The 24384-nt window shown below is 74.5% G+C and carries 17 protein-coding genes; 10 read left to right on the top strand and 7 right to left on the bottom strand.

All coding sequences use genetic code 11. From position 1 onward, the window contains the following. The first annotated feature begins 104 nt into the window (after positions 1 to 104). Both V5O49_RS05170 and V5O49_RS05165 read left to right on the top strand, forming a co-directional pair. A complete protein-coding gene (locus V5O49_RS05170; protein WP_332901287.1) occupies positions 105 to 4565 on the top strand; it encodes an FtsK/SpoIIIE domain-containing protein in 4461 nt (1486 codons plus the stop codon). A 181-nt stretch (positions 4566 to 4746) separates the two neighbouring features. Beyond that, a complete protein-coding gene (locus V5O49_RS05165; RefSeq protein ID WP_171247655.1) occupies positions 4747 to 4995 on the top strand; it encodes a WhiB family transcriptional regulator in 249 nt (82 codons plus the stop codon). A gap of 76 nt (positions 4996 to 5071) precedes the next feature. On the opposite strand, the gene V5O49_RS05160 is transcribed toward V5O49_RS05165, so the two are convergent. Then, complete coding sequence (locus tag V5O49_RS05160; RefSeq protein ID WP_332901339.1) at positions 5072 to 6547, bottom strand: sensor histidine kinase; 1476 nt, start codon at positions 6545 to 6547, stop codon at positions 5072 to 5074. A 63-nt stretch (positions 6548 to 6610) separates the two neighbouring features. Between V5O49_RS05160 and V5O49_RS05155 the strand changes: the two genes are divergently transcribed. The 6 genes from V5O49_RS05155 (at position 6611) to V5O49_RS05130 (ending at position 13645) form a co-directional block, all read left to right on the top strand. After that, positions 6611 to 7111, top strand: a complete 501-nt coding sequence (locus V5O49_RS05155; RefSeq protein ID WP_332901286.1) for a DUF2505 domain-containing protein — start codon at positions 6611 to 6613, stop codon at positions 7109 to 7111. Positions 7112 to 7381: 270 nt separating this feature from the next. Then, positions 7382 to 8728, top strand: a complete 1347-nt coding sequence (locus tag V5O49_RS05150) for an ABC transporter substrate-binding protein (RefSeq protein ID WP_332901285.1) — start codon at positions 7382 to 7384, stop codon at positions 8726 to 8728. A 134-nt stretch (positions 8729 to 8862) separates the two neighbouring features. Continuing rightward, complete coding sequence (locus V5O49_RS05145; RefSeq protein WP_332901284.1) at positions 8863 to 10047, top strand: carbohydrate ABC transporter permease; 1185 nt, start codon at positions 8863 to 8865, stop codon at positions 10045 to 10047. After that, positions 10044 to 10964 (top strand): carbohydrate ABC transporter permease, encoded by a 921-nt coding sequence (locus tag V5O49_RS05140; RefSeq protein WP_332901283.1) that lies wholly within the window; start codon positions 10044 to 10046, stop codon positions 10962 to 10964. Before V5O49_RS05145 ends, V5O49_RS05140 begins: the two co-directional genes overlap by 4 nt. Before the next feature lie 78 nt (positions 10965 to 11042). Beyond that, a complete protein-coding gene (locus tag V5O49_RS05135) occupies positions 11043 to 12614 on the top strand; it encodes a glycoside hydrolase family 1 protein (protein ID WP_332901282.1) in 1572 nt (523 codons plus the stop codon). Positions 12615 to 12634: 20 nt separating this feature from the next. Next, positions 12635 to 13645, top strand: coding sequence for a LacI family DNA-binding transcriptional regulator (locus tag V5O49_RS05130; RefSeq protein ID WP_332901281.1), 1011 nt, complete (start codon positions 12635 to 12637; stop codon positions 13643 to 13645). Positions 13646 to 13713: 68 nt separating this feature from the next. Here the strand turns inward: V5O49_RS05130 and V5O49_RS05125 are convergent, their stop codons facing one another. Genes V5O49_RS05125 through V5O49_RS05115 form a run of 3 tightly spaced genes read right to left on the bottom strand, consistent with a single transcriptional unit; the run spans position 13714 to position 19153 of the window. Beyond that, complete coding sequence (locus V5O49_RS05125; RefSeq protein ID WP_332901280.1) at positions 13714 to 14733, bottom strand: 1-acyl-sn-glycerol-3-phosphate acyltransferase; 1020 nt, start codon at positions 14731 to 14733, stop codon at positions 13714 to 13716. Position 14734: 1 nt separating this feature from the next. Continuing rightward, a complete protein-coding gene (locus V5O49_RS05120) occupies positions 14735 to 15556 on the bottom strand; it encodes a patatin-like phospholipase family protein (RefSeq protein WP_332901279.1) in 822 nt (273 codons plus the stop codon). Positions 15557 to 15607: 51 nt separating this feature from the next. Then, positions 15608 to 19153, bottom strand: a complete 3546-nt coding sequence (locus tag V5O49_RS05115) for a bifunctional proline dehydrogenase/L-glutamate gamma-semialdehyde dehydrogenase (RefSeq protein ID WP_332901278.1) — start codon at positions 19151 to 19153, stop codon at positions 15608 to 15610. Between the two features lie 220 nt (positions 19154 to 19373). Between V5O49_RS05115 and V5O49_RS05110 the strand changes: the two genes are divergently transcribed. Together V5O49_RS05110 and V5O49_RS05105 are read left to right on the top strand one after the other, a co-directional pair. Then, positions 19374 to 20642, top strand: a complete 1269-nt coding sequence (locus V5O49_RS05110; protein WP_332901338.1) for a Glu/Leu/Phe/Val family dehydrogenase — start codon at positions 19374 to 19376, stop codon at positions 20640 to 20642. Further along, positions 20639 to 21442: a putative protein N(5)-glutamine methyltransferase gene (locus V5O49_RS05105; RefSeq protein ID WP_332901337.1), complete on the top strand. Its 804-nt coding sequence runs from the start codon at positions 20639 to 20641 to the stop codon at positions 21440 to 21442. Before V5O49_RS05110 ends, V5O49_RS05105 begins: the two co-directional genes overlap by 4 nt. On the opposite strand, the gene V5O49_RS05100 is transcribed toward V5O49_RS05105, so the two are convergent. The 3 genes from V5O49_RS05100 to V5O49_RS05090 all read right to left on the bottom strand — a co-directional run bounded on the left by V5O49_RS05100 (position 21439) and on the right by V5O49_RS05090 (position 24280). Beyond that, on the bottom strand, positions 21439 to 22266 hold the full coding sequence (locus tag V5O49_RS05100) for a tryptophan-rich sensory protein (RefSeq protein ID WP_278235189.1): 828 nt from the start codon (positions 22264 to 22266) through the stop codon (positions 21439 to 21441). The two genes, V5O49_RS05105 and V5O49_RS05100, sit on opposite strands and share 4 nt — an antisense overlap. A 69-nt stretch (positions 22267 to 22335) precedes the next feature. After that, complete coding sequence (hemQ, locus tag V5O49_RS05095; RefSeq protein ID WP_332901277.1) at positions 22336 to 23103, bottom strand: hydrogen peroxide-dependent heme synthase; 768 nt, start codon at positions 23101 to 23103, stop codon at positions 22336 to 22338. A 28-nt stretch (positions 23104 to 23131) separates the two neighbouring features. Next, positions 23132 to 24280 carry a ferrochelatase gene (locus tag V5O49_RS05090; protein WP_332901276.1) on the bottom strand — a complete coding sequence of 383 codons (1149 nt, stop codon included), beginning with the start codon at positions 24278 to 24280 and terminating at the stop codon, positions 23132 to 23134. Positions 24281 to 24384 lie beyond the last annotated feature (104 nt).

Genomic DNA, 24384 nt, shown 5'->3' with positions numbered 1-24384 from the left:
ACGTTCCCGGGCCGAGATCGACGGACGGTGCGTCGATCTCGCGGTCGTGCACAGGCTGTGGACGACGGCGGCGCGCGGTCGCCCGAGGGCGGGACGCTGGCGACATGCCCGTCAGCCTCACCCTGCACCCCGACGAGGACGTCGAGCTGCCCGACGACGTCCGGCTCGGTGACCTGCGCGCCCCGCTGGCCGACCTCGTGCGCCGCCCGGAGCTGTTGCGTGCCGACCTGCTCGCCGACGACCGCCCCGTGGGTGACGACGCCCGGGTCGGCTCCCGCCCCCTGCTGCCGGGCACGGTGCTGCGCCCCGCACGGTCCGGCGAAGGCGCCCTGGGCAGACCCGCCGGCGGCGGCCCCGCGGACGCCGCGGCGGACGCCGCGGCGGACGTCGCGGCCCTGCGCAGCCCGTGGTGCGTGGCGGCGACGACCGGGCTCGCCGCGGGTGAGCCCCGGCCCCTGGCTCCCGGCGCACCCCTGACCCTCGCGCAGGGCAGGCACCGGGTCCGCGTGACCGCCGGTGCGCGCGGAGGCGTCCGGGTCCGACTGCTGTCGCCCGCGCCACCGAGGGACGGCACCGCACCGGGACGGGCCCGTCCGTGGTGGCCCGGTCTGCCGTGGCCCGGCCGAGGGCGGCCCGCCACGCTGGGGCATCCCGGCGGCCGCCGCCGTCGGCGTCCCGGGTGGTGGTCACGCCGCTGGCCGTCCCACCTCGAGCTCGACCTCGCCGGTGTCCGGTACGCGCTGCACCGGTCCGGCGACGTCGAGGTCTGGCTCGCCCCGGAGGCGGCACCGACGGACACCGCACCGACCGTCGGGCCGGCGATGCTCGCGACGGGACTGGTGCCCGTGCTCGGTTCGGTCGTGCTCGCGGTGACCCTGCGCCAGCCCCTGTACGCGCTGTTCTCGCTGGTCGCGGTCGTCGCGCTGGTGCCGCAGGTCGTCGCGGCCGTGCGTCGTCGCCGGCGGGTCCCGCAAGCGGTCGGCCCGGACGTCCCGGAGATCGTCGGCGCCGCTCCGGGCCGCACCGCCGCACGGATCGCCGCGGCGCACCAGGCCTCCGACGGTGCCTGGCGCCGGGCCGCGCGGGCGCTCGCCGAGCGCGCCACCGCCGGCACCCCGGCACCGCCGCTCGTGCCGGGCACGATGCTGCCCGACGCCGCGCTGTGCCTGCGCGGGCCGGCCGCGTCGGTCCGGTCCGTGGCACGCTCCGTCGTGGTCGACCTGGCGACCACGGGCGCCGCGGTGCGCGCCGTGGGCACGGGCCGCGGCGCCTGGCGCTGGTGCCGGTGGCTCGCCGCGGACCCCGAGCCGGCCGCGGACGGCACGCCGGGCGTGCTGGTCGCCGATGCCCCGACCGCCGACGACCTCGCAACGGCGGACCGGACGGCGCGCCACGGGGGCGTGGTCGTGCTCTGCCTGCCCGACGACGGCCCCGGCGGTCCGGTGCCCGCCCCGGCCTGGTGCCGCACCACCTGGACGATCGGCCCGGACGGCCGTGTCCTGCGCACCGCCCCCGACGGCACCGACTCCCTCGCCCCTGCGACCGGGGTGACCATCGGGTGGGCGGAGCGCACCGCGCGGCGGCTGGCGGGTCTGCGCCACCTGCGCCGCCCCGCGACCGGGCCGTCCGCGCAGGCGGCGACCGCACCGGAGAGCGACGGCACCGACCCCACCGACCCGCGGCTGCCGTCCTCGGTCGCGCTGGCCGACCTCGTGGACCTCGACGACCCCGCCGACCGCTGGGCACGCGCCGACACCTGGCGCGTCCCGCTGGGCCGCGACGCCGCGGGCCGCACCGTCGACCTCGATCTCGACGCCGACGGGCCCCACCTGCTCGTGGCCGGCACCACCGGGGCCGGCAAGTCGGAGCTGCTGCAGTCCCTCGTGCTCGGGCTGGCCGCCACCCGCTCCCCCGCCGACCTCGCCGTCGCGCTCGTCGACTTCAAGGGTGGTGCCTCGTTCGGCCGCTGCGCCGAGCTTCCCCACGTCGTCGGGCAGGTCACCGACCTCGAGGCCGGGCTCGCCGGCCGCGCCCTGGCCGGGCTGCGGGCCGAGCTGCACCGCCGCGAGCGCGTGCTCGCCGACCACGGCGTCGCCGCCTCGCACGATCTCCCGCGCGGAGCCCTGCCCCGGCTGCTGGTGGTCATCGACGAGTTCCGGGCCCTGGCCGACGACCTGCCCGACTTCCTGCCCGGTCTGCTCCGCATCGCCGCCCAGGGCCGCTCGCTCGGGGTCCACCTCGTCCTGGCGACCCAGCGCCCGGCCGGTGCCGTCGGCGCCGACCTGCGCGCCAACGTCTCGGCACGACTCGCGCTGCGGGTCGTCGACCCCGCCGACTCGCGCGACGTCGTCGAGCACCCGGGCGCCGCGGCGATCCGGGTCGGCGACCCCGGCCGCGCCGTGCTGCGCATCGGTTCCGCACCGCCGGTCGCGCTCCAGTGCGCCCACGCGGGAGCACCGGGCGGGGAGTCGACCCCGGCGGTGCGGCGGGTCCCCGGCACGCACCCGACGTCGCCGGCCGGAACCGCTGCCGCTCCGACGGCACCCGGTGGGCCCGAGGACGCCGACACCGTCGCCGCGGCCGTCACGGTCCTGCGCGAGGCGGCCGCGGCGGGCGGCCACCGCCCCGGCCCGGCACCGTGGCTCCCCGCCCTGCCGGCCCAGGTCACCGTCGCCGACCTGCCCCCGGACGCCCCAGCCGGGCCCGACCAGCTGCCCCTGGCGCTGGCCGACGATCCCGACCGCCAGCGCCGGACGGCCGCCTGCTGGCGTCCGGCCGACGGCCACCTCGCCGTCCTGGGCCCCGCCCGGTCCGGACGCACCACCGCCCTGGTCACCCTGGCCCGGGCGGCGCTGGAGCGCGGCCGCGCGGTGCACGTGCTCGCCCCCGCCGCCGCGCAGCACCGCTTCGCCCCTCTCGCCGGCCGTCCCGGGTTCGGCACGCTCGCCGGCGCCGACGACCCGCGCCGGGCGCGCCGCCTGCTGCAGCTCCTCGCCGCACCCGTGCCGACCGGTGCGGACGGTGGCCCGGCCCCCCTCGTCCTGGTCGACGACGTCGCGGCCCTGCGCGCCTCCCTCGCCGGGACCGACCCCTGGGACCCGCTCGTCACGGCGCTCTCCGCGGGCCGTGCGGCGTTCGCGGTCACGGCCGACGGCGCCACCGCGGGCGGGGTGGCCGCGCGCGTGGGACCGCGGCTGGTGCTGCTCGGCACCGACCAGCACACCGACGTCATGCTCGGTGCGCCCGCGCCCTTCGCCGGGACGGGCGGCCCGCCGGGACGTGCCGTCTGGCTCACCCACGAGGTCCCGCTGGCCTGTCAGGTGCTGTCGCCGGAGCCGGTCGCTCCGTGGCACGACGCGCGGGTCGGCGCCACGCCGGTCGCCGACGCGCCCGTGCGGGTGCTGCCGCTCCCCGCGGACGTGACCCCGGCGCACCTCGGCCGAGCCGCAACCGACCCGAGCCCGCACGGCACCACCGCACCCGGAGACGGGACCGCGGTGACGGTCGGGCTCGGCGGGGACGGCGCAGCCCCGGTCTCCCTCGACGTCGGCGAGGGCGCCCTGGTCGTCGGACCGCACGGCTCGGGCCGCACCATCACGCTGCGGACCGTCACCCGGGCCCTCGCCCGGCGCGGTCGGCTCGCCGCGGTCGTCTCCCGCGACCGGACCCTGCGCGAGGACGCCGGGACCGCACCCACGGCGGGTCTGTCCTCGGCGGCGGTACGGGGGCTCGTCGAGTCCCTGTCGCCCGGGTCGGGCACCGTCGTCGTCGACGACCTGGACGCCGTGGCGCAGTCGTGCCCGCTGGAGGCCGAACGACTCGCCGCGCTCCAGCAGGAGGGGCTGCGCGTGGTGGCCTCGGCGACCACCCAGGGGGCGCTGATGGCCCACCGGGGGGTGCTCGCCGAGCTGCGCGGGCGGCGCACCGGGGTGGTGCTGGCGCCGGGCGAGCGGGGCGCGGACGAGGTGCTCGGGACGCCGGTCGCCGACGTCGCGGACCCCGGTCCGCCGCGACCGGGGCGCGGCGCGCTGGTCCGGTCCGGGGAGGCGGTCTGCGTCCAGGTGGCCCGGCCTGTCGCGGCCGGGACGGGCTCAGCCGAGCGTGTGCTCGACGACGCCGCGCGTCATGAGGCAGACCAGGACGCCGGCGGCCAGCGCGAGCACCAGCACCCCGCCGAGCGTCACCACCAGGGACCCGCTGGTCAGCAGCGCGATGGCGATCAGCCCCTGGAAGATCTGCCAGCCGGCGACGGGCGACCGGCCGCCCCGGCGGCCCTGCCACAGGGCGCGCGCGGACCAGCCCAGGAGCCAGGCGAGGGCGAGGAAGAAGGCGGCCGTGAAGAGGCTGACGCCGAGGCTCTCCGCCTGGCCCACGACGAGGTCGACGATCATCGCGCCGGCGAAGACCACCATCGCCACGACCTCGAGCCCGACGCCCGCCACGACGGCGAGCAGAGCCCGGGGCATCCCGGCCGGGGACGGGGTGGCGTCGGCCGGGCCCGAGGGGGCGTCAGAGGTGGGCATCGTCGTGATGATACGGCTGACCTGCCCCGTTGTGCAGTGTGATGAAACCCTCAGGGTTCACGCGGCAGAAATCTCGGTGTAACCCCTTGTGCGGCGCTTCACGAGGTGTGAGTCTTGATGGCAGATTCCGAACCCCCCTGGACGACACCGGACCCGGACGGGCAGCCGTCGGCATGCGCCGGGTCGAGCGCCCGAGGCCGGGGACGAGCACTGAGGAGATGACATGGACTGGCGGCACCAGGCGGCCTGCCTCGACGAGGACCCCGAACTCTTCTTCCCGATCGGCAACACCGGCCCCGCGCTCATGCAGATCGAGGAGGCCAAGGCGGTCTGCCGTCGCTGCGACGTCGTCGACACCTGCCTCAAGTGGGCCATGGAGTCCGGTCAGGACGCCGGCGTCTGGGGCGGGATGAGCGAGGACGAGCGTCGCGCGCTCAAGCGTCGCACCGCTCGCGCGCGCCGCGCCGGCTGACCCCTCGCGACACGTCGCGCCACGCCCCCCTCGCTCCGGAGCGAGGGGGGCGTTCGCGTGCGGCGACGACCGCCGGTCAGCGGTGGGAGTCCTCGCGCAGCTCCACCGCGAGCACGACCTCCGTGCCGCCGCCCTCGCGGGGGCGCCAGTCGATCGTGCCGCGCAGCTCGTTCGTCACGAGCGTCTTGACGATCTGCGAGCCGAGCCCGCTCCGCGACGCCCGCCCGAGCTGCTCGATCCCGTCCCGCATGCCGACGCCGTCGTCCGCCACGACCACACGGAGCCCCGCGGCCTCGCGCTGCACGTCGATCCACACGGTCCCGGACTCGCGGTCGGGGAACGCGTGCTCGACGGCGTTCGTCACGAGCTCGGTGAGCACCAGCGCCAGCGGCGTGGCGTCCGGCGCGGGGATCATCCCGAAGGACCCCTGCTGCTCCGTGCGCACCGAGGTGTGGGTCGAGGCCACGTCCGCGGCGAGACGCAGCGCCCGCTTGAGCATGTCGTCGAGCCCGACCTGCTCGTCCAGCGTCTGCGACAGCGACTCGTGCACCAGCGAGATCGTGGCGACGCGCCGCATCGCCTCCTCCAGCGCGGCCCGCGCCTCCGGGACGTCCATGCGGCGGGCCTGCAGCCGCAGCAGGGCGGCCACCGTGGCCAGGTTGTTCTTCACCCGGTGGTGGATCTCGCGGATCGTGGCGTCCTTGGTCATCAGCTCGCGCTCGCGCCGACGCAGCTCGGAGACGTCGCGGCACAGCAGGACGGCGCCGATGCGCTGACCGTGGTCGGTCAGCGGCAGGGCGCGCAACGACAGCGCCACACGGCCGGCCTCGATGTCGGTGCGCCAGGGCGCGCGACCCATGACGACCAGCGGCATGGACTCGTCGACGGTGTTCTGCTGCTCGACGATCCCGGCGGTGACCTCGACGAGCGACTGGCCGACCAGCGGACCGATGACACCGAGCCGGTGGAAGCACGACAGCGCGTTGGGGCTGGCGTAGAGCACCTCGCCCTCGGAGTTCAGCCGGATGAGGCCGTCCCCGACGCGCGGCGCGCCCCGCCGCGGCCCCGTCGCGGCGTTGGGCGACGGGTACTCCCCGCGCCCGATCATCGCGAGCAGGTCGTCGGCCGACTCGACGTAGTTGAGCTCGAGGCGGCTGGGCGTCCGCCCGGACCCGAGGTTGGTCTGCCGGGCGACGACGGCGATCGCGCGGCCCTCGTGGACGACGGGCACGGCCTCCTCCCGGACGGCGTACGCGCCGAACCACCGGGGCTCGCGGGACCGCTGGGCGCGCGCCTCGGCCATCGCCGCGGTGAGCTGCGGCGTCTGCCCGTCGGGTGCGAAGGACCCCACGACGTCGTCGTAGTGCACGGTGGCACCGGTGCTGGGCCGGCACTGCGCCACCGCGACGAAGCGGCCGTCGCGGGTCGGCAGCCAGAGCACGAGGTCGGCGAAGGCGAGGTCGGAGACGATCTGCCAGTCGCCGACGAGGAGGTGGAGCCACTCGCCGTCCCCCTCGTGCAGGTCGGCGTGCTCGGCGATCAGGTCACTCATGGCGGACACGCCCACCAGCCTACGGGCCCGCACGGTGCCCGACGGCGCCGGTAGGGTGTGGACGTGCACCTGACGGTGGAGCTGACCTACCCGGCGGACACGGCTTCCGTGGCCGCCATGCTCAGCGACCCGGAGTTCCTGCGCTGGCGGGCCCGCGACCCGGGTGCGGCCGCCGCGACCGTGGTGGACCAGTCCGGCTCGCCGCACGCGGGGTTCACCGTGGCCCTGCGCCGGACCCTGCCCACCGACGTCATCCCCGTCCACCTGCGGCACGTGGTGGGCGACCAGCTGGAGATCCGCCAGGCGGAGGCGTGGGAACCCCCGACCGAGGGGCGCTACACGGGCACCGTGGTCGTCGAGATCACCGGCGCCCCGGTCCGTCTCACCGGCACCCTGCTCCTGGTCCCGACGGACGACGGCGGGACCCGGCAGGTCGTCGACGGCGTCGTGCACGCCTCGGTCCCCCTGTTCGCCGCGGCCGTCGAGGAGGCCGCCGCCGCAGCCGTCCGCCGCGCCCTGGAGGCGGAGGCGCAGGCCGGCCGTGACTGGCTGGCCCGGTCCTGACGGCCCCGCAGCCGCCCCGCCGACCCTTCCGCGCATCCGGACCCGCACGACGTCGCATCACGGTTTGATAACGGGAGCGCTCCCACACCACTGCTGACCTGCGACGACATCTGCAGGCAACATCACCGTCCGACAACTATCCCCGGGACGGCTTGACGCGGGCCCGTCCGCAGCGGAAGCATCGTGCTTGGTCATGGAAGCGCTACCATCCAACGATGTGGTTGCGCTCCCACAGCGCCGACACCGATCGAACCAGACAAGGGAGTCACCGTGCTCAGCAGCACCCGCCCGCGCCGGAATCGCCGCCTCGCCGCGGCCACCGCCGGCATCGCGTCCCTCGGCCTCCTCCTCGGCGCCTGCTCCGGCGACGCCGACGAGCCCGCCGGTGAGGAGACCGCCGCCGAAGAGGACGGTGGCGCGTCGACCGACGAGGAGATCACCCTCACGGTCGCCACCTTCAACAACTTCGGCTACACCGACGAGCTGCTCGCGCAGTACGAGGACGAGCACCCGAACGTCACCGTCGAGCACACGACCGCGGCGCAGGCCGAGGACGCCCGCACCAACCTGTCCACCAAGCTCGCCGCCGGCGGCGAAGGCCTGGCCGACATCGAGGCCGTCGAGGTCGACTGGCTGTCCGAGTTCATGCAGTACCCGGACCTGTTCGCCGAGATGCCGGCCATCGACGGCCGCTGGGTCGACTGGAAGGTCGAGCAGGCCACCACGCCGGACGGCAAGCTCATCGGCTACGGCACCGACATCGGTCCCGAGGCGATCTGCTACCGCTCCGACCTGCTCGAGGCCGCCGGCCTGCCGTCGGAGCGCGAGGAGGTCGCCGAGTGGATCGGCGGCGACAGCGCCACCTGGGAGAGCTACTTCGACGCCGGCAAGGAGTACGTCGACGCCAGCGGCAACGCCTGGTTCGACGGGGCGGTCGCCACCTACCAGGGCATGATCAACCAGGTCGAGGCCGCCTACGAGGACCCGGAGACCGGCGAGCCCAAGGACCTCGCCTCCAACACCGAGGTCAAGGACCTCTACGACCAGGTCATCACCGCCGCGGTCGACGACAACCTGTCGGCGGGTCTGGAGCAGTGGGGCGACGACTGGTCGGCCGGCTTCCAGAACGACGCCTTCGCCACGATGCTCTGCCCGTCCTGGATGACCGGGCCGATCGAGCAGAACGCGGGTGGCGTCGAGGGCTGGGACATCGCCGACGTCTTCCCGGGCGGCGGCGGCAACTGGGGTGGTTCCTTCCTGACCGTCCCGGCCTCCGGCGACAACGTCGAGGCCGCCCAGGAGCTCGCCGACTGGCTGACCTCCCCCGAGGTCCAGACGCAGGCCTTCGTCGAGGCCGGCACCTTCCCGTCGCAGATCGAGGCCCAGGAGTCCGACGAGGTGCAGTCCTTCGTCAACGACTTCATGAGCGAGGCACCCGCCGGTGCGATCTTCTCCTCGCGGGCGCAGGCCATCGACGGCGCCGTCTACAAGGGGCCGCACTACTTCTCCATCCACCAGGAGGTCCAGAACGGCATCAACCGTGTCGACCTCAACGGTGAGGACCCCGAGGAGTCCTGGGAGACCTCGGTCTCCTCGGTGAACGAGCTGGGTCTCTGACACCACCCGCGCGAGGGTGAGCGGTCACCGCACCCCACCCTTCGATCACCACCGTGTCGGGCCGGTCGCCGTCCCCCGGCGACCGGCCCGACACGCGCCCGCAGCACGTACCGGAGACGTACAGGAAGCAGCTCATGGCCCTCTTGTCCCCCACCAAGCCCGCGCAGCCGCGCGACGGCTCCGACGACCGTCCGCCGCGACGGCTCGGGTTCTCCCAACGACTCGGACGCCTCGACGTCAAGGTCTCGCCGTACCTGTACATCTCCCCGTTCTTCCTGCTCTTCGCCGTCGTCGGCCTGTTCCCCCTCGCCTACACCGCCGTGGTGTCGGTGTACGAGTGGAACCTGCTCGGCGGGCAGGGCGAGTTCGTCGGCATGCAGAACTACGTCGACGTCCTGCAGCAGCCGACCTTCTGGAAGTCGGTCGGGAACACCTTCTCGATCTTCCTGTTCTCCTCGGTCCCGCAGGTGATCATGGCGATCACCATCGCCGCCCTGCTGGACCAGAACCTGCGCGCGGCCACCTTCTGGCGCATGGGCGTGCTGGTGCCGTTCATCGTGGCCCCGGTCGCCATCTCGATGATCTTCGGCCGCCTCTTCGCCGACCAGTACGGGTTCATCAACGAGCTGCTCGGACTCGTCGGGGTCGACCCGATCGCCTGGCACGGCGACCGGATCGCCAGCCACGTCGCCATCGCCACGATGGTCAACTACCGGTGGACCGGCTACAACACCCTCATCTTCCTGGCGGCCATGCAGGCCGTCCCGCGCGACCTCTACGAGGCGGCCGTCATCGACGGCGCCGGCCGGGTGCGGCAGTTCTTCTCGGTCACCGTCCCGCAGATCCGCGCGACCGTCATCTTCGTGGTCATCACCTCCACCGTCGGCGGCATGCAGATCTTCGACGAGGTCCGCATGTACGACGCCGGCGGCCTCGGCGGCCCGAACCGCGACTGGATGACCACCGTCGTCTACCTCTACGACGTCGCGTGGGGCAACCAGAAGAACTTCGGCCGCGCCGCCGCGGTCGCCTGGCTGCTGTTCCTCATCATCGTCGCCGTCGGCATGGTCAACTTCCTCATGACCCAGCGGATCGCCACCGCCGGGCCGAAGGGCGCCAAGATCAGCCGCCGGCACACCAAGCGGCTGATGGCCGAGGCCCGCGCCGCCGCGGCCCGGGGCGAGACCCCGACGACGTCGGCCCCGCCGGGCGGCACCCCCGGCCCACAGCCCGGGTCGCCGCCACCACCCCCGGTGGACCCGCCCCCGCAGCCGTCCGCCGACTCGCCCACCACGAACTCCGGGGAGGACGTCCGATGAGCTCCGTCGCCGTCACCGCACAGACCGCCGGGGCAGGCGCCGCGCGAGCCGCCGCCAAGCGCCGCCAGCGCAAGGTGCCGCTCGGCGGGTCGGCCCGCCGGGCCGGACGCCTGACCTACTTCCTGCTCGGCGCCGTCCTGCTGATCTCGATCTTCCCGCTGTACTACACGCTCCTGCTCGGGTCCTCCGACCCGGTCGCGATCGCGCAGAACCCGATCCCGCAGTGGCTGCCCGACGCCAGCCTCTTCTCGCAGTTCGCCACGGTCATCACCGACTCGAACATCAACTTCTGGAAGGCGCTGTGGAACTCCACGCTGATCGGCGTCTTCTCGTCGCTGTCGGTGGTGTTCTTCTCGACGCTCGCCGGGTACTCCTTCGCCAAGCTGAACTTCCGGGGACGGGGCCCGCTGCTCGTCTTCGTCATCGCCACGATGGCGGTGCCGGTCCAGCTCGGCATCATCCCGCTGTACATCCTCATGAGCGAGATCGGCTGGTACGGCCAGGTCCAGGCGGTCATCGTGCCCGGCCTGGTCACCGCGTTCGGCGTGTTCTGGATGACCCAGTACCTCTCGGAGGCGCTGCCGTACGAGCTCATCGAAGCCGCCCGCGTCGACGGGGCGTCGATGTTCCGGACCTTCTGGTCGGTCGCGATGCCGGCGGCGCTGCCGGCGGCGGCGATGCTCGGGCTCTTCCAGTTCGTGCAGCAGTGGACCAACTACTTCTGGCCGTCGATCATCCTCACCTCGGACAACCCGACGCTGCCGCTGGTGGTGCAGTCGCTGCGCGACAACTACTTCGTCGACTACTCGCTGGTGATGGGTGGCGTGTTCCTCGTGACGCTGCCGCTGCTGATCATGTTCTTCTTCGTCGGCCGCCAGCTCGTCGCCGGGATCATGGCGGGTGCGGTGAAGGGCTGACGCGCGACCGACCGATCCTCCGCGGGGCCCGGACCGTCGCGTCCGGGCCCCTCCACCTCACAGGGAAGAACTGCTGACATGACTCTGATCGCACCGGGCGCGGGAGCCCGGACCGCAGCCCCCGGGACGACCGTCCCCTTCACCCCGTCCTCCCCGCTCACGGAGCCGACGGCCAACGCCCGCGGCCGCGTCGCGTTCCCCGAGGGCTTCCTGTGGGGAGCGGCCACCGCCGCCTACCAGATCGAGGGCGCCGGGGCCGAGGGCGGCCGGGGCGACTCCATCTGGGACGTCTTCTGCCGGGTCCCCGGTGCGGTCGTCCACGGTGACGACGGCATGGTCGCCTGCGACCACTACCACCGGTACCGCGAGGACGTCGCGCTGATGTCCCGGCTGAACCTGGGCGCCTACCGGTTCTCGAGCTCCTGGGCCCGGGTGATGCCGGACGGTCGCACCCCGAACCCGGAGGGGCTCGACTTCTACTCCCGCCTCGTCGACGAGCTGCTGGGCGCCGGCATCACCCCCTGGCTCACGCTGTACCACTGGGACCTGCCGCAGGCTCTCGAGGAGGCCGGCGGCTGGCCGGCCCGGGACACGGCCTACCGGTTCGCGGACTACGCCGCCACCATGCACGAGGCCCTGGGCGACCGGGTGAAGATCTGGGCGACGCTCAACGAGCCGTACTGCTCGGCGTTCCTCGGCTACACGGCCGGGGTGCACGCCCCCGGCCGGACGTCCCCCGAGCTCGGCCTCGCCGCAGCGCACCACCTCATGCTCGGGCACGGCCTGGCCGTGGAGGCGCTGCGGGACCGTGAACCCGAGGCGACGCTGGGGCTGACGCTCAACTTCACCGTCTCCGACCCCGTCGACCCGACGGACCCGGCCGACGTGGACGCCGCGCGCCGTGACGACGCCGTGTTCAACCGGATCTTCCTCGACCCGATCTTCCGGGGCGCCTACCCGCAGGACCTCCTGGAGGACGTCGCCCACCTGGGCCTGGCCGACCACGTCCGCCCCGGCGACCTGGAGATCATCTCCACGCCGATCGACGTGCTCGGCGTGAACTACTACAACGGCGGTGCCGTCTCCGCGACGCCGCAGGCCGGGACCCGTCCCGACGGCACCGCGAGCCCCGAGGGCACCGCCGGTCCCGACGGCGAACGCACCCCGGACGCGTCCGGGCCGGTGCGCGAGACCCGCTCGCCGAACCCGGTGCCGGACGGCGTGCACCCGCACAGCCGCGGCCTGCCCCTGACCGACATGGGCTGGGAGGTGCAGCCGGAGGGGCTGACGCGCTTGCTGACGCGGCTGCAGCAGGACTACGCGGGGCCGCGCGGCACGGCGCTGGTCGTCACCGAGAACGGCGCGGCCTACCCCGACGTCGTCGAGGCGGACGGCAGCGTCGACGACCAGGACCGGCTCGAGTTCATCGACCGGCACCTGCGCGCCGTCAAGGACGCGATCGACGCCGGTGCTGACGTCCGCGGCTACTTCGCGTGGTCGCTGATGGACAACTTCGAGTGGGCGCTCGGCTACACGAAGCGGTTCGGCCTCACCCGGGTCGACTACGAGACCCAGGAGCGTATCGTGAAGGCTTCGGGCCGCTGGTACGCCGAGGTCGCCCGCGACAACGCCGTCCCGGCACAGGATTGAGCGGAAGGTAATCTCCGACCGTGGTCACGAAGCACATCGCACCGACCCTCGACGACGTCGCGCGCACCGCCGGCGTCTCGCGCTCGACGGCATCGCGGGCGATCAACGGTGGCGACCGGGTCTCGCCGGAGGCGCAGCAAGCCGTGGACTCCGCCATCGTGCGCCTCGGGTACGCGCCCAACCGGGCGGCCCGGTCGCTCGTGACCCGACGGACGGACTCCATCGCGCTGGTGGTCCCGGAGCCGGACGCGAGGATCCTCACCGACCCGTTCCTCGCCGGCGTCGTGCGCGGAGTCAGCGAGGGGTTGGGGGGCACGGACCTGCAGCTCGTCCTGCTGCTGGCCCGCCAGGGCGAGCGCCCCGGGCACATCGCCCGGTACCTGACCAGCGGGCACGTGGACGGCGTCATCGTCGCCTCGCACCACAAGGACGACAACCTCGAGCCCGAGCTGCGGTCCGGCTCGCTGCCCGCGATCTTCGTCGGGCGTCCGTTCGACGCCGCCGGCCTGCACTACGTGGACGTCGACAACCGGGCCGGCGCCCGGGTCGCCACGCAGCGGCTCATCGACCGGGGGTGCCGGTCGATCGCGACCCTGACCGGGCCGCGGGACATGACCGCCACCCTCGACCGTTTCGACGGGTGGCGGCAGACGCTGACCCGGGCGGACCTGCCCACGGACGCCGTCGCCGACGGCGACTTCACGGTCGAGGGCGGGGCCGCCGCGATGGAGCAGATCCTGGCAGAGCACCCCGACGTCGACGGCGTCTTCGCCGCGTCGGACCTCATGGCCACCGGCGCGCTGCAGGTGCTGCAGGCACACGGCAAGCGGGTGCCCGAGGACGTCGCCGTGGTCGGTTTCGACGCCCTCGGGGCGGAGCGGACCACGCCGCGGCTGACCACCGTGCTGCAACCCGTGGTGGAGATGGTCGCGGCGGCGACGTCGTCCCTGCTCGACATGCTGGCCGGCGAGGACGTCCACCCCGAGCCGCGCATCTTCATCCCGCGTCTGGTCGAGGGTGACTCGGCCTGAGGCGGAGGTGCAGCGCAGGGTGAGGGCCGCAGCGCAGCAAGGCACCCGCCCGCAGCACAACCGCAGCCTCAGGCCGACAGGCTCTGCCTGACGACCCAGTCGTCGATCGTCCGCCACTGGTCGAACAGCCAGGTCTCGCGCGCGTCCTGGGCGGTCGGCACGGCACCGGCCGGGTGCAGCCAGGCGCGCATGGTGATGGTCTTGTCCATGGGCAGCTCGCGCCACACGTCCCGGACGGTCACGAGCCGCTCGAGCCCGGTGTGCGCGACCACCAGGACGGCGGCGTCGGGAGATCCCTCCATCGCGGCGTCAAAGCCGCCCACGTGCGGTGCCATCACCTCGGTCATGTCCTCGGCCTGGCGCGCCAGCGTCTCGTGCCCGGCCCGGCGCAGCGCCTCGATGCGCTCCGCGCGGCGACGCGGCGTGATGTTCCCGCCCTCGGGGAAGAGCACGAGGGCGTCGTCGACGGTCAGCCCGGCGGCGATCCGGTGCACCGTCTCGCGCGCACCCGGCCGACCCGTGGGACGCCGTGACGCCGGCGTCACGAAGGCCGAGGGCAGCCGGTTCAGCAGCACGTCGATCGCCGGGTCCCACTGCATCGTGTCCTTGAGCACGATCGCCGGCGCACGCCCCGACAACCCCAGCAACCGGTCGACGATGATGAACGAGTCGCCCGGCCCCGCGTGCCGGCTCAGCACCACCACCGGCGCGTCCGGCAGCGTCCCCGGCGACGGCAGGTCGAGCTGGATCCGCAGTCGCAGGGTCCAGCGCACCTGCCAGAAGAACAGCGCCAGCATCCCGCGGGCCAGCCGCACGTGCGCCCGGCGGTACCACGGCCGGTCGGTGAACAGACCGCACCCCGCGGCGAGCCAGAGGCCGAACATCGCGAGCAGCGCCGTCGCGTCCCACACGACGTAGAACGCCGCCATCCAGAGCAACCGCAGCGCGCGCAGCCCGCCGGGGACGACCCAGGTCAGCACGCCGCCGACGACGATCGCGAACATCAGCGTGGTCGGGACCATGAGGACGGCGAGCGCGACGACCAGCGGGGCGAGGACGACCCGGCGGGCCCACCGCGGTGGCAGCACGTCACGCCTCGCCGGCGAGGTAGGTCCGGGTCCGGTCGTAGGACCGCTCGATCCGGTGCCGGGTGACGTCCAGCCGCTTGTAGGCCCGGACCTTCTCGTCGCCGGGCAGCGATCCGCCCGAGGGCAGCACGTGCACGGTGACGTCCGCGGGCACGTCGGCGAGCTCGCGGTGGAACCGGTGCCGCCGGGAGATCTCGAAGGCGACCTTCGCCACGTCGGAGGGGCTGCGCGGGGCGGTCAGCGGTTCCTCGATCCGTCCCACCTGCAGCACGTAGACGGTGGTGGCTCCGCGACGGACCGCCTCCCCCAGGGGGATGGAGTTCACCAGGCCACCGTCGACGAAGTGCTCGCCGTCCACGACCGTGGGCGGCATCGCCCCCGGCACGGACGCCGAGGCCAGCACGGCCTCGACGAGCGGACCGGAGTCGAACCAGTGCTCCGACGCCCGTTCGATGCTGGCGGCGGCCACGACGAGCGGCACCTCGAGGTCCGCGAAGGTGCGGTGCTCCCCCACGGCCTCCTCGATGAGCGCGCGCAGCTTCGCCGGGTCGTACACGTGGACCCGCGAGCGGGCCAGGTGACGGACCTGCCGGTACCAGGGCTCGGCGTAGACGGCCGCCGCCGTCGGTGACGCCCAGGCCTCCAGCAGCCGGTCGACGACGGAGAGGGTCGGGTCGGCGGCGACCGCCGCGCCGTTGATGGCCCCGACGGACGTCCCGACGATCAGGTCCGGGTGGACGTCCGCCTCGAAGAGGGCCTGCAGCATCCCGACCTGCACCGCACCCCGGACACCACCGCCACCCAGCACGAACGCAGTCGTCACGCTGCCATGCTGCCACGGGTGCCGGCGCGGTGCGGCTCGTCCGCCGCCGTCTCAGGCGCGCAGGTGCCCGTACCGGTGCTTCGTCCGGCTGACGGCCTGCTCGCGCAGGAACGGCAGCAGCTCCCGGCGCCCCGCCGCCACCACGGGCTGGTCGAGCACGGTCGTCTCGCCGACGCGCTCGACCGCGGCGGCACGCAGTCCGGGTGCCTGACCGATCACACGGATCCGCCCGGTGATCCGGCCCGCCGTGACGGCGTCGGCGAAGTCCTCGTGCGACATCGGGGCCTCGTGCGGCACGCCCCAGCCGGCGTCGGACTCGGGCACGACGACGGTGCGGACCCCGGCCCGACGGGCACCGGCCAGCACGCGGCGCACCTCGACGGGCAGGGCGCCGTCACCGACGCGGACCGTGACCTCGGGCACGGGGCGGTAGCGGAAGCTGTTCTCCTCGACGGCCAGGCCGGTCGGGTCGTGCACGACGCCGAACTCGGTGTCCCACGCGACGGCGTCGGAGTCCTCGGCCCACGCGAGCCAGCCCTCGGGGTCGGCGGTGCGCGACGGCACGTCGGCGCCGTCGCTCCAGCGGCCGAGCTGGGCCACGTAGTTCGGTCCGCCCGCCTTGGCGCCGGGACCGACGACCGAGCCCTTCCAACCGCCGAACGACTGCCGCTGCACGATGGCACCGGTGATGTGCCGGTTGACGTAGGCGTTGCCGACCTCGACGCGGTCGAGCCACGTCGCGATCTCGTCGGCGTCGAGGGAGTGGATCCCGCCGGTCAGGCCGTAGGAGACGGCGTTCTGCAGCTCGATCGCCTCCTCCAGCGTCGCGGCGCGCAGGATGCCGAGCACCGGGCCGAAGACCTCGGTGAGGTGGAAGAACGACCCGGGTGCCACGCCGTCGCGCAGCCCGGGCGACCACAGCCGGTCCGGGTCGATCCCCGCGGCGTCGGCGACGTCGTCCAGGCGCCGGGGCTCGACGAGCCAGCGCTCCCCCGGCTCCAGCGACGTCAGCGCCCGGTGCAGCTTGCCGGTGGCCGGTTCGGTCAGCGGACCCATGACCGTCGACAGCGAGGTGGCGGGGCCGACGGCGAGCGACCGGACGGCGTCGACGAGCTGGCGGCGGAACCGCTCGCCCGTCACGGTCTTCTCGTCACCGACCGAGCCGACGAGGATCACCAGCGACGACGCCGAGCACTTCTGCCCGGCGTGCCCGAAGGCGCTGCGCACCACGTCGGCCACCGCGAGGTCGAGGTCGGCCGACGGCGTGACGACCAGGGCGTTCTTGCCCGAGGTCTCGGCGAGGACGGGTCGCTCCGGGTTCCACCGGGAGAACATCTGGGCGGTCTCCAGCGCGCCGGTCAGCACCACGCGGGACACGGCCGGGTGGGTGACCAGGTGCTTGCCGGCCTCGCCGTCGGGCACGCGCAGGAGCTGCACGGCGTCGCGGGCGACGTCGGCGGGCAGCCCGATCTCCGGGGCGACGGCCTCGAGGGCGGCCTGCACGGCCTCGACCGCGAGCTCGTAGCAGCGGGGCGTGGGCGGTGCCGGCTTGGCGAGCACGGTCGAACCGGCCGCGAGCGCCGCGAGCACGCCGCCGATCGGGATGGCCACCGGGAAGTTCCACGGCGGGGTGACGAGGGTGACGCCCTCGGGGGCGAAGTCGGCGCCGTCGACGGTGTCGAGCGCCTCGGCGGCCGCCGCGTAGTAGGCGGCGAAGTCGATGGCCTCGGTGACCTCGGGGTCGGTCTCGGCGACGGTCTTGCCGGGCTCGTGCACGGCGGCGGCGACGAGGTCGCCGCGGCGCAGCTCGAGCTGCCGGGCGGCCTCGCGCAGGACCCGGGCGCGACCGGCGGCCGGGACGGCGGCCCACTGCTCGCGGACCTCGACGGCACGGGCGACGACGGCGTCGATCTGCCCGGTGTCGGTGGTCTCGGGGGTCCGCACGGGCACGAACCCGCTGTCGGGCCCGACGAGGCGGGCGGCCCACTCGCGGTGCGCGGCGACGGCCGGGTCGGTGTCCGTGGCGTTGTGGAACCCGGTCGGCGACCCGGGCCGGGCGGCGTCGTGCGCGGTCGCCGCCGGGCGGGACGCAGGGACGTCGAACCGCGAGACGCGTCGCGGGACGACGGCGTCCGGGTCGTCGCGCAGGCCGTCGGCGACGGAGGCACGGAACGCGACCTCCTGGCGCTCCATCGGGGTGCCGCGCACACCGGGCTCGGCCGACGGCGGGGCGAAGGCGGCGTGCACGAAGTTCTGCTCGGCGGAGTTCTCCTCGAGGCGGCGCACGAGGTAGGAGATGGCGACGTCGAAGTCCTCGTCGCGCACGGCAGGCGTGTAGAGGACGACCTCGCCGTGCTGGTCGGGTGCGCCCCGGGAGACCTCGGCACGTACCAGCCGGGCCTCGATCGGTGCCATGCCCTGCAGCATCTCGATGTCGAGCCCGGCGCTGACGGCGCGCGCCCGGCCGAGCAGGATCGCGAGCGCCACGTCGAACAGGTTGTGCGAGGCCACACCGAGGCGGACGGCGGCGGTGCGCGCGGGGGTCAGGTGACGGTCGAGGATGCGCACGTAGTTGGCGTCGACCTCGGCCTTGGTGCCGTAGGGGGCGGGCGTCCAGTCGTGCAGCTCGGCCTCGACGTGCTCCATGGCGAGGTTGGCACCCTTGACCAGGCGCACCTTGACCGGCGCTCCGCCGTCGGCGACCCGCTGCTGCGCCCAGGCGGTGAGCTCGTCGAGGGCACCGAGCGCGTCGGGGAGGTAGGCCTGCAGCACGATGCCCGCGGACAGGTCGCGCAGCTCGGGGTGCTCGAGGACGTCGCGGAAGACGGCGGTGGTCAGCGCGAGGTCCTTGTACTCCTCCATGTCGAGGTTGACGAACACGCCGTGGTCGAGCGCGGCGCGGTACAGCGGCAGGAGGTGCTCGACCACGCGGTCGCGGGAACCCTCCAGGTCCCAGGTGACCAGCTGGGCGGCCACGGAGGAGACCTTGACCGAGACGTAGTCCACGTCGGGGCGCTCCACCAGCGCGATGGTGCGCTCGAGCCGCGCGGCCGCCTCCTCGTCGCCGAGCACGGCCTCCCCCAGCAGGTTCACGTTGAGGGTGTAGCCCTCGGCGCGGGTGCGGGCGAGGTGCTTGCCCAGGCCGCGCCCGGCGTCGGCGACGAGGTGGCCGACGAGCTGACGCAGCCGCACCCGGGCGGCCGGCACGACGACGGAGGGCAGCACGGGCGCCACGGCGGCGCCGACGCGGAACAGGGTCCGGTCGACGGGCGAGAGGAACGAGGCGGCGCCGGCGTCGCGGCCGAGGCCGGCGAGCGCCTTGGCGGCGACGTGGACGTCCTGGGGCCGGGCGACGTCGTCGACGAAGCCGACGGCGAGGTCGAGGCCGGCCGGGTCGGCGACCAGCGCGCCGAGCCGCTCGGCGGTGGCGCGGGTGCGACGGTCGGAGCGGGTGGCGACGCCGTCGGACCGCCCGGCCGCCTCGATCCAGGAGTGGGCGAGGGCGACGGCGTCCTCGACCAGGTCCGCGGGGCTCACGGTCGCGTCGCGGCGGGTCCCGGGGTCGCCGGTGCCGCGGTCGGTGGCATGGGTGCTCATGTCTCCAGGGTGCGCCCGACGGCGGGGTCCCGTCTTGTACAGAACCGGGCGTGCGGGACGCCGTTTGCGACAACTCGACAGGACCCGCGGCACGGTCGGGACCGCCCGGCGACCGCGGGGTACGGTACCGGGACGGCCCCGACCGGGCCGGTGACCACCGCAAGGGCACCGACCGGAGCCCCGCCGACGATGCCTCCGAGGAGGAACCCCTGTGACGACGATGTCGACCCGCCCGGCCCCGGCGGGCGAGGCCTCGGCCCTGGAGACGGCGCAGTCCCAGCTCGCGACCGCCGTCGCGCACCTGGGCTACGACGACGGCCTGCACCAGATGCTGGCCACGCCGCGCCGCGAGATCCAGGTCGCGGTCCCGCTGCACCGCGACGACGGGTCCCGGGTGCTCTTCCAGGGCTATCGGGTCCAGCACAACGTCTCGCGGGGTCCCGGCAAGGGCGGGCTGCGGTTCCACCCCAGCGTGCACATCGACGAGGTGCGGGCGCTGGCGATGTGGATGACCTGGAAGTGCGGCATCGTCGACCTGCCGTTCGGGGGCGCGAAGGGCGGCGTCGGCATCGACCCCGCCGACTACACCCCGGGCGAGCTGGAGCGGGTGACGCGTCGGTACACCTCCGAGATCATGCCGCTGATCGGCCCGGACACCGACATCATGGCGCCCGACATGGGCACCGACGACCGCACGATGGCGTGGGTCATGGACACCTACTCGGTCAACCGCGGCTACACGATCCCGGCGGTGGTCACGGGCAAGCCGCTCGCCGTGGGCGGGTCGCTGGGCCGCGGCACGGCCACGAGCGCCGGGATCGTGCACGTCACCGCCGCCGCGCTCAAGGAGGCGGACGCGCAGATGAGCGACGTGTCCGTCGCGATCCAGGGCTTCGGCAAGGTCGGTGGCAACGCCGCGACGATCTTCGCCGAGCGCGGGGCGCGGGTGGTCGCCGTCAGCGACCAGTACGGCGGGATCCGGGCGGACGACGGGCTCGACCTGGACCGGCTGGCCGACCACGTGGCCGAGACGGGCAGCGTGGCCGGGTTCGCCGACGCCGACCCGATCTCGAACGCCGAGCTGATCGCCCTGGACGTGGACGTGCTGGTGCCCGCCGCCGTCGAGGGCGTGCTCACCGCCGAGTCGTCGCGCACGGTGCGGGCACGGTGGGTGGTCGAGGGCGCGAACGGGCCGACCACCACGGCGGGCGACGCCGTGCTGGCCGAGCGCGGGGTCACGGTGGTGCCCGACGTGCTGGCCAACGCCGGCGGCGTCGTCGTCTCCTACTTCGAGTGGGTGCAGGCGAACCAGACGTACTGGTGGTCGGCGCAGGAGATCGCCGAGAAGCTCGCGCGGCGCATGGCCTCGGCCTACGCGGACGTCTCCGCTCTGGCCCGGCGCGACGGCGTCTCGCTCCGGGACGCCGCGACGATCATCGGCGTCCGCCGGACCGCCGAGGCGCACGAGATCCGCGGGCTCTACCCCTGAGCACGCCGGACCCGACCACGACGGCGGCGCTCATCGCCCGGCTGCGAGCGGCGGGGTGCGTCTTCGCCGAGGACGAGGCCGCGGCGCTGCTGCGGGCCGCCCCGGTGGGCTCGGCGCGGCTGGAGGAGCTGGTCGCGCGGCGCGCGGCCGGCGAACCTCTGGAGCACGTGCTCGGCCGGGTCGAGCTGGCCGGGCGGTCCTGGGCGGTGGGTCCCGGGGTGTTCGTGCCGCGCCGTCGCAGCGAGGCGCTGGTGCGCCTCGCGCTGGACCGCGTCGCGCCGCGGCCCGACGCGACCGTCGTCGACCTGTGCTGCGGCTGCGGCGTCGTCGGCGGGGCGGTGCTGGCGGGCCGGTCGGCGGCCGGGACATCGGCGACGCTGCACGCCGTGGACGTCGACCCGGTGGCGGCCGCGTACGCGCGCCGCAACCTGGAGCCGCTGGGCGGGGTCGCCCTGGTCGGCGACCTGTTCGCCCCGCTCCCGCACGACCTGCACGGCCGGGTCGACCTGCTGCTGTGCCACGCGCCCTACGTCCCGACGGACGCGGTCGCCACGATGCCGCCGGAGGCCCGCGAGCACGAGCCGCGACGCGCGCTCGACGGCGGCGACGACGGCCTCGACGTGCTGCGCCGGGTGCTCGCAGACGCTCCGGCGTGGCTGGCTCCGGACGGTGCGCTGCTGTTCGAGATCGCCGAGCACCAGTGGGCCGGGGCGCGCCGTGCGGTCGAGCAGGCCGGCCTCGCCGCCCGGAGGGTCCGGGACGAGGCCCTCGACGCGACGGTCGTGGTGGCGAGCCGCTAGGACCGGGTCCGGCGCCGCAGCAGGCTGATCACGACCGGGCCGACGGCGGCCACGGCGGCGGCGACCCCGGCGGCGACCGCCACGACGGAGTCCGTCAGCGGGCCCTCGGTGCGGCCGACCGCGATCCAGGCGAGACCCCAGCCCATGGCCAGACCGACCGGGACCACGACGGCGGGGCGGGCGGCGCCGTACCTCGCCATGGCCAGGGCGAGCACGGCGGCGACGGCGGCCAGGACCGCGCCCCACCCGCTGGCACCCAGGCCCAGCTCGCCGACGTCGGCGGCGGTGAGGGCGGCGGTGGTGTTGGCGAGCGTCGCCACGGACACCCAGCCCAGGTAGAGGCCGACCGTGACGTCGGTGACGACGGCGTCGAGCACGCGCGGTGCGGGGGTGCGGACCAGGCGGACGAGCACGAGGGACAGCACCGCGACGAGGACGGCGATCACAGCGACGCTGGCCCACAGCCAGCCGGCCTGCACGACGCCGATCCACGCGGCGTTGAGGAGCATCGAGGCGAGGATCCACCAGGACACGGACCGCAGCCGGGCGTCGGCCCCGCGCCCGGGCAGCGCCTGGACGACGGCGAAGAGGACGAGCCCGGTGTAGATGACCGACCAGATGGAGAACGCCGGGTTGTCGGGGGCCACCACGGTCGCCTCGGCGGACAGGGCGCCGCCGGCGGCGTCCTGGATCGGCTGGCCTCCGAACGCCCCGGAGCCGACGGCGGCACCGAGGATCGCCAGGAGGGCGCCGACGGCGACCACGACCTGCCGGACGCGGTCGCGGGCGGTGGCCTGCTGGGGTGTCGTGTCGTAGGTCGTCATGCCCCCAGCATGCCAAACCTCAGCATGCTGAGCATCTTGAGCGGGCCGAGCGTCGCGCCCGGCGCGCGGTCACGCCGAGCGCGGCAGGCGCTCCACCCACGCGGCCAGCTCCACGCGCGGGCCGGTGAAGAACGGCACCTCCTCGCGCACGTGGAGCCGCGCCTCGGTCGCCCGCAGGTCCCGCATCAGGTCGACGATCCGGTCGAGCGCGTCCGCCTCGAACGGCAGCAGCCACTCGTAGTCGCTCAGCGCGAACGTGCTCATCGTGTTGGCCCGCACGTCCTTGTACCCGGCGGCCGCGATGCCGTGGTCGCGCAGCATGGTGCGGCGCTCGTCGTCGGGCAGCAGGTACCACTCGTAGGACCGCACGAACGGGTACACGCACAGGTAGTCGCGCGGCGCCTCGCCGGCGAGGAAAGCCGGCACGTGCCCCTTGTTGAACTCCGCCGCCCGGTGCAGGGCCACGACCGACCACACCGGGGTCAGGACCCGGCCGAGCCGCGAGGCCCGCAGCCGCTGGTAGGCGCCCTGCACCGCCTCCACCGAGGGGCCGTGCACCCAGACCATGAGGTCGGCGTCGGCGCGGAGACCGGCGACGTCGTACACGCCGCGCACCACCACGTCACCGTCGGGGCGGGACGGGTCGCGGTCCGCGTCGGCAGCGCCGTCCCACAGGGCGTCCGCGGCCGCGGCGGCGAGCGCCGACCGCGCGTCGGCGTCGGCGGGGACCTCGCCGGACAGCGAGAACACCGAGATCATCGCGTAGCGGATCGAGGAGTTGATCGCGGCGGTGTCGACGGCCTCGCCCGTGTCGGCGTGGATGTGCTGGTCGCTCACAGGTGTTCCTCCAGGGTCCTTCGGTCGCTCAGCGGGTGACGTCGCGGGAGCACAGCGCCGGGACGCCGCTCGGCTCGCCGTCACGACGCAGGCAGCAGTCGACCTCGCACACGGACCGGAACGGGGGCAGGGTCCCGACGGTCGCCTGGTCGACGTCCTCGCCGCGGGCGAGGGCCGCCCGCTCCAGCAGCAGGTCCACCAGCCCGGCCACGAAGGCGGGCCGGGTGCCCACGGTGCCGGCGCGCACAGCCGTCATCCCGAGCTCGGTCGCGGTCTCCATGGCCTCGGTGTCCAGGTCGTAGGCGACCTCCATGTGGTCGGAGATGAACCCGATCGGCGCCATGACGACGTCGCGCAGCCCCTCGCCGGCCCGCTCCGTGAGCAGGTCGTTGACGTCGGGCTCCAGCCAGGGCTGGGTCGGCGGGCCGGAGCGCGAGCAGTACGACAGCTCCCACGGCACCTCGTGCCCGCGCGCCTCGGCGACCCGCTCGGCGATGACCGCCGCGACGTCGAGGTGCTGGGCGGAGTAGGTGGCCTGCGAGATGCGCGAGGCGGCCTCCATCGTGTCGGGGATGGAGTGCGTGACGAACACCAGCGTCGCGTCCGCGGGCGACCCGCCCTTCTCCTCCAGCGCGGCGTAGCCGTCGAGCACGGCCTCGACGTTGGCCTGCACGAACCCCGGGTGGTTGAAGTACGAACGCACCTTGTCGAACTGGACGCCCGTCGAGCCGTGCTCGTCGAGCTGGCCGCGCTGCTGCAGCGTCACGGCCAGGTCCTCGCGGTACTGGCGGCAGCCGGAGTAGCTGGAGTAGGCGGAGGTCACGAGCGCGACGGCGCGCTCGGCCCCCAGGTTCTCGAGCTCGGTGACGGCGTCGTCGGTGTACGGCTCCCAGTTGCGGTTGCCCCACACGACCGGCAGCTCGATGCCGCGCTGGGCGAGCTCGGCCTCGATCGCGGCCTTGAGGGCGAGGTTCTGGCCGTTGATCGGGCTCTTGCCGCCGAACGCGTAGTAGTGCTCGCCGACCTCCTCGAGGCGGGAGTCGGGGATGCCCTTGCCGGCGGTCACGTTGCGGAGGAACGGGACCACGTCCTCCGGCTTGTTCGGACCGCCGAAGGAGAAGAGCAGCAGCGCGTCGTACGGGGTGACGTCAGAGGTCGGCCGGTGGGTCGTCGACATGGACCCATCATCCACCGACCACCGGTGTGCGGGCACCGGATCGGGCCCGGGGACCGCGTGAGATGGAACCGACACGGCGTCACCTTCGACGTCGCGCCGAAGTG

The sequence above is a fragment of the Isoptericola haloaureus genome, from assembly GCF_036689775.1.
GTDB lineage: Bacteria > Actinomycetota > Actinomycetes > Actinomycetales > Cellulomonadaceae > Isoptericola > Isoptericola haloaureus.
Note: the sequence above shows the minus strand (reverse complement) of the source record. Positions and strands in the feature narration are given on the sequence as shown.

What these genes read in the sequence shown, in the direction of transcription:
- V5O49_RS05170 (WP_332901287.1), top strand. Translation starts at nt 105, where the DNA reads ATGCCCGTCAGCCTCACCCTGCACCCCGACGAGGACGTCGAGCTGCCC.
- V5O49_RS05165 (WP_171247655.1), top strand. Translation starts at nt 4,747, where the DNA reads ATGGACTGGCGGCACCAGGCGGCCTGCCTCGACGAGGACCCCGAACTC.
- V5O49_RS05160 (WP_332901339.1), bottom strand. Translation starts at nt 6,547, where the DNA reads ATGAGTGACCTGATCGCCGAGCACGCCGACCTGCACGAGGGGGACGGC.
- V5O49_RS05145 (WP_332901284.1), top strand. Translation starts at nt 8,863, where the DNA reads ATGGCCCTCTTGTCCCCCACCAAGCCCGCGCAGCCGCGCGACGGCTCC.
- V5O49_RS05140 (WP_332901283.1), top strand. Translation starts at nt 10,044, where the DNA reads ATGAGCTCCGTCGCCGTCACCGCACAGACCGCCGGGGCAGGCGCCGCG.
- V5O49_RS05135 (WP_332901282.1), top strand. Translation starts at nt 11,043, where the DNA reads ATGACTCTGATCGCACCGGGCGCGGGAGCCCGGACCGCAGCCCCCGGG.
- V5O49_RS05115 (WP_332901278.1), bottom strand. Translation starts at nt 19,153, where the DNA reads ATGAGCACCCATGCCACCGACCGCGGCACCGGCGACCCCGGGACCCGC.
- V5O49_RS05110 (WP_332901338.1), top strand. Translation starts at nt 19,374, where the DNA reads ATGTCGACCCGCCCGGCCCCGGCGGGCGAGGCCTCGGCCCTGGAGACG.
- V5O49_RS05100 (WP_278235189.1), bottom strand. Translation starts at nt 22,266, where the DNA reads ATGACGACCTACGACACGACACCCCAGCAGGCCACCGCCCGCGACCGC.
- V5O49_RS05090 (WP_332901276.1), bottom strand. Translation starts at nt 24,280, where the DNA reads ATGTCGACGACCCACCGGCCGACCTCTGACGTCACCCCGTACGACGCG.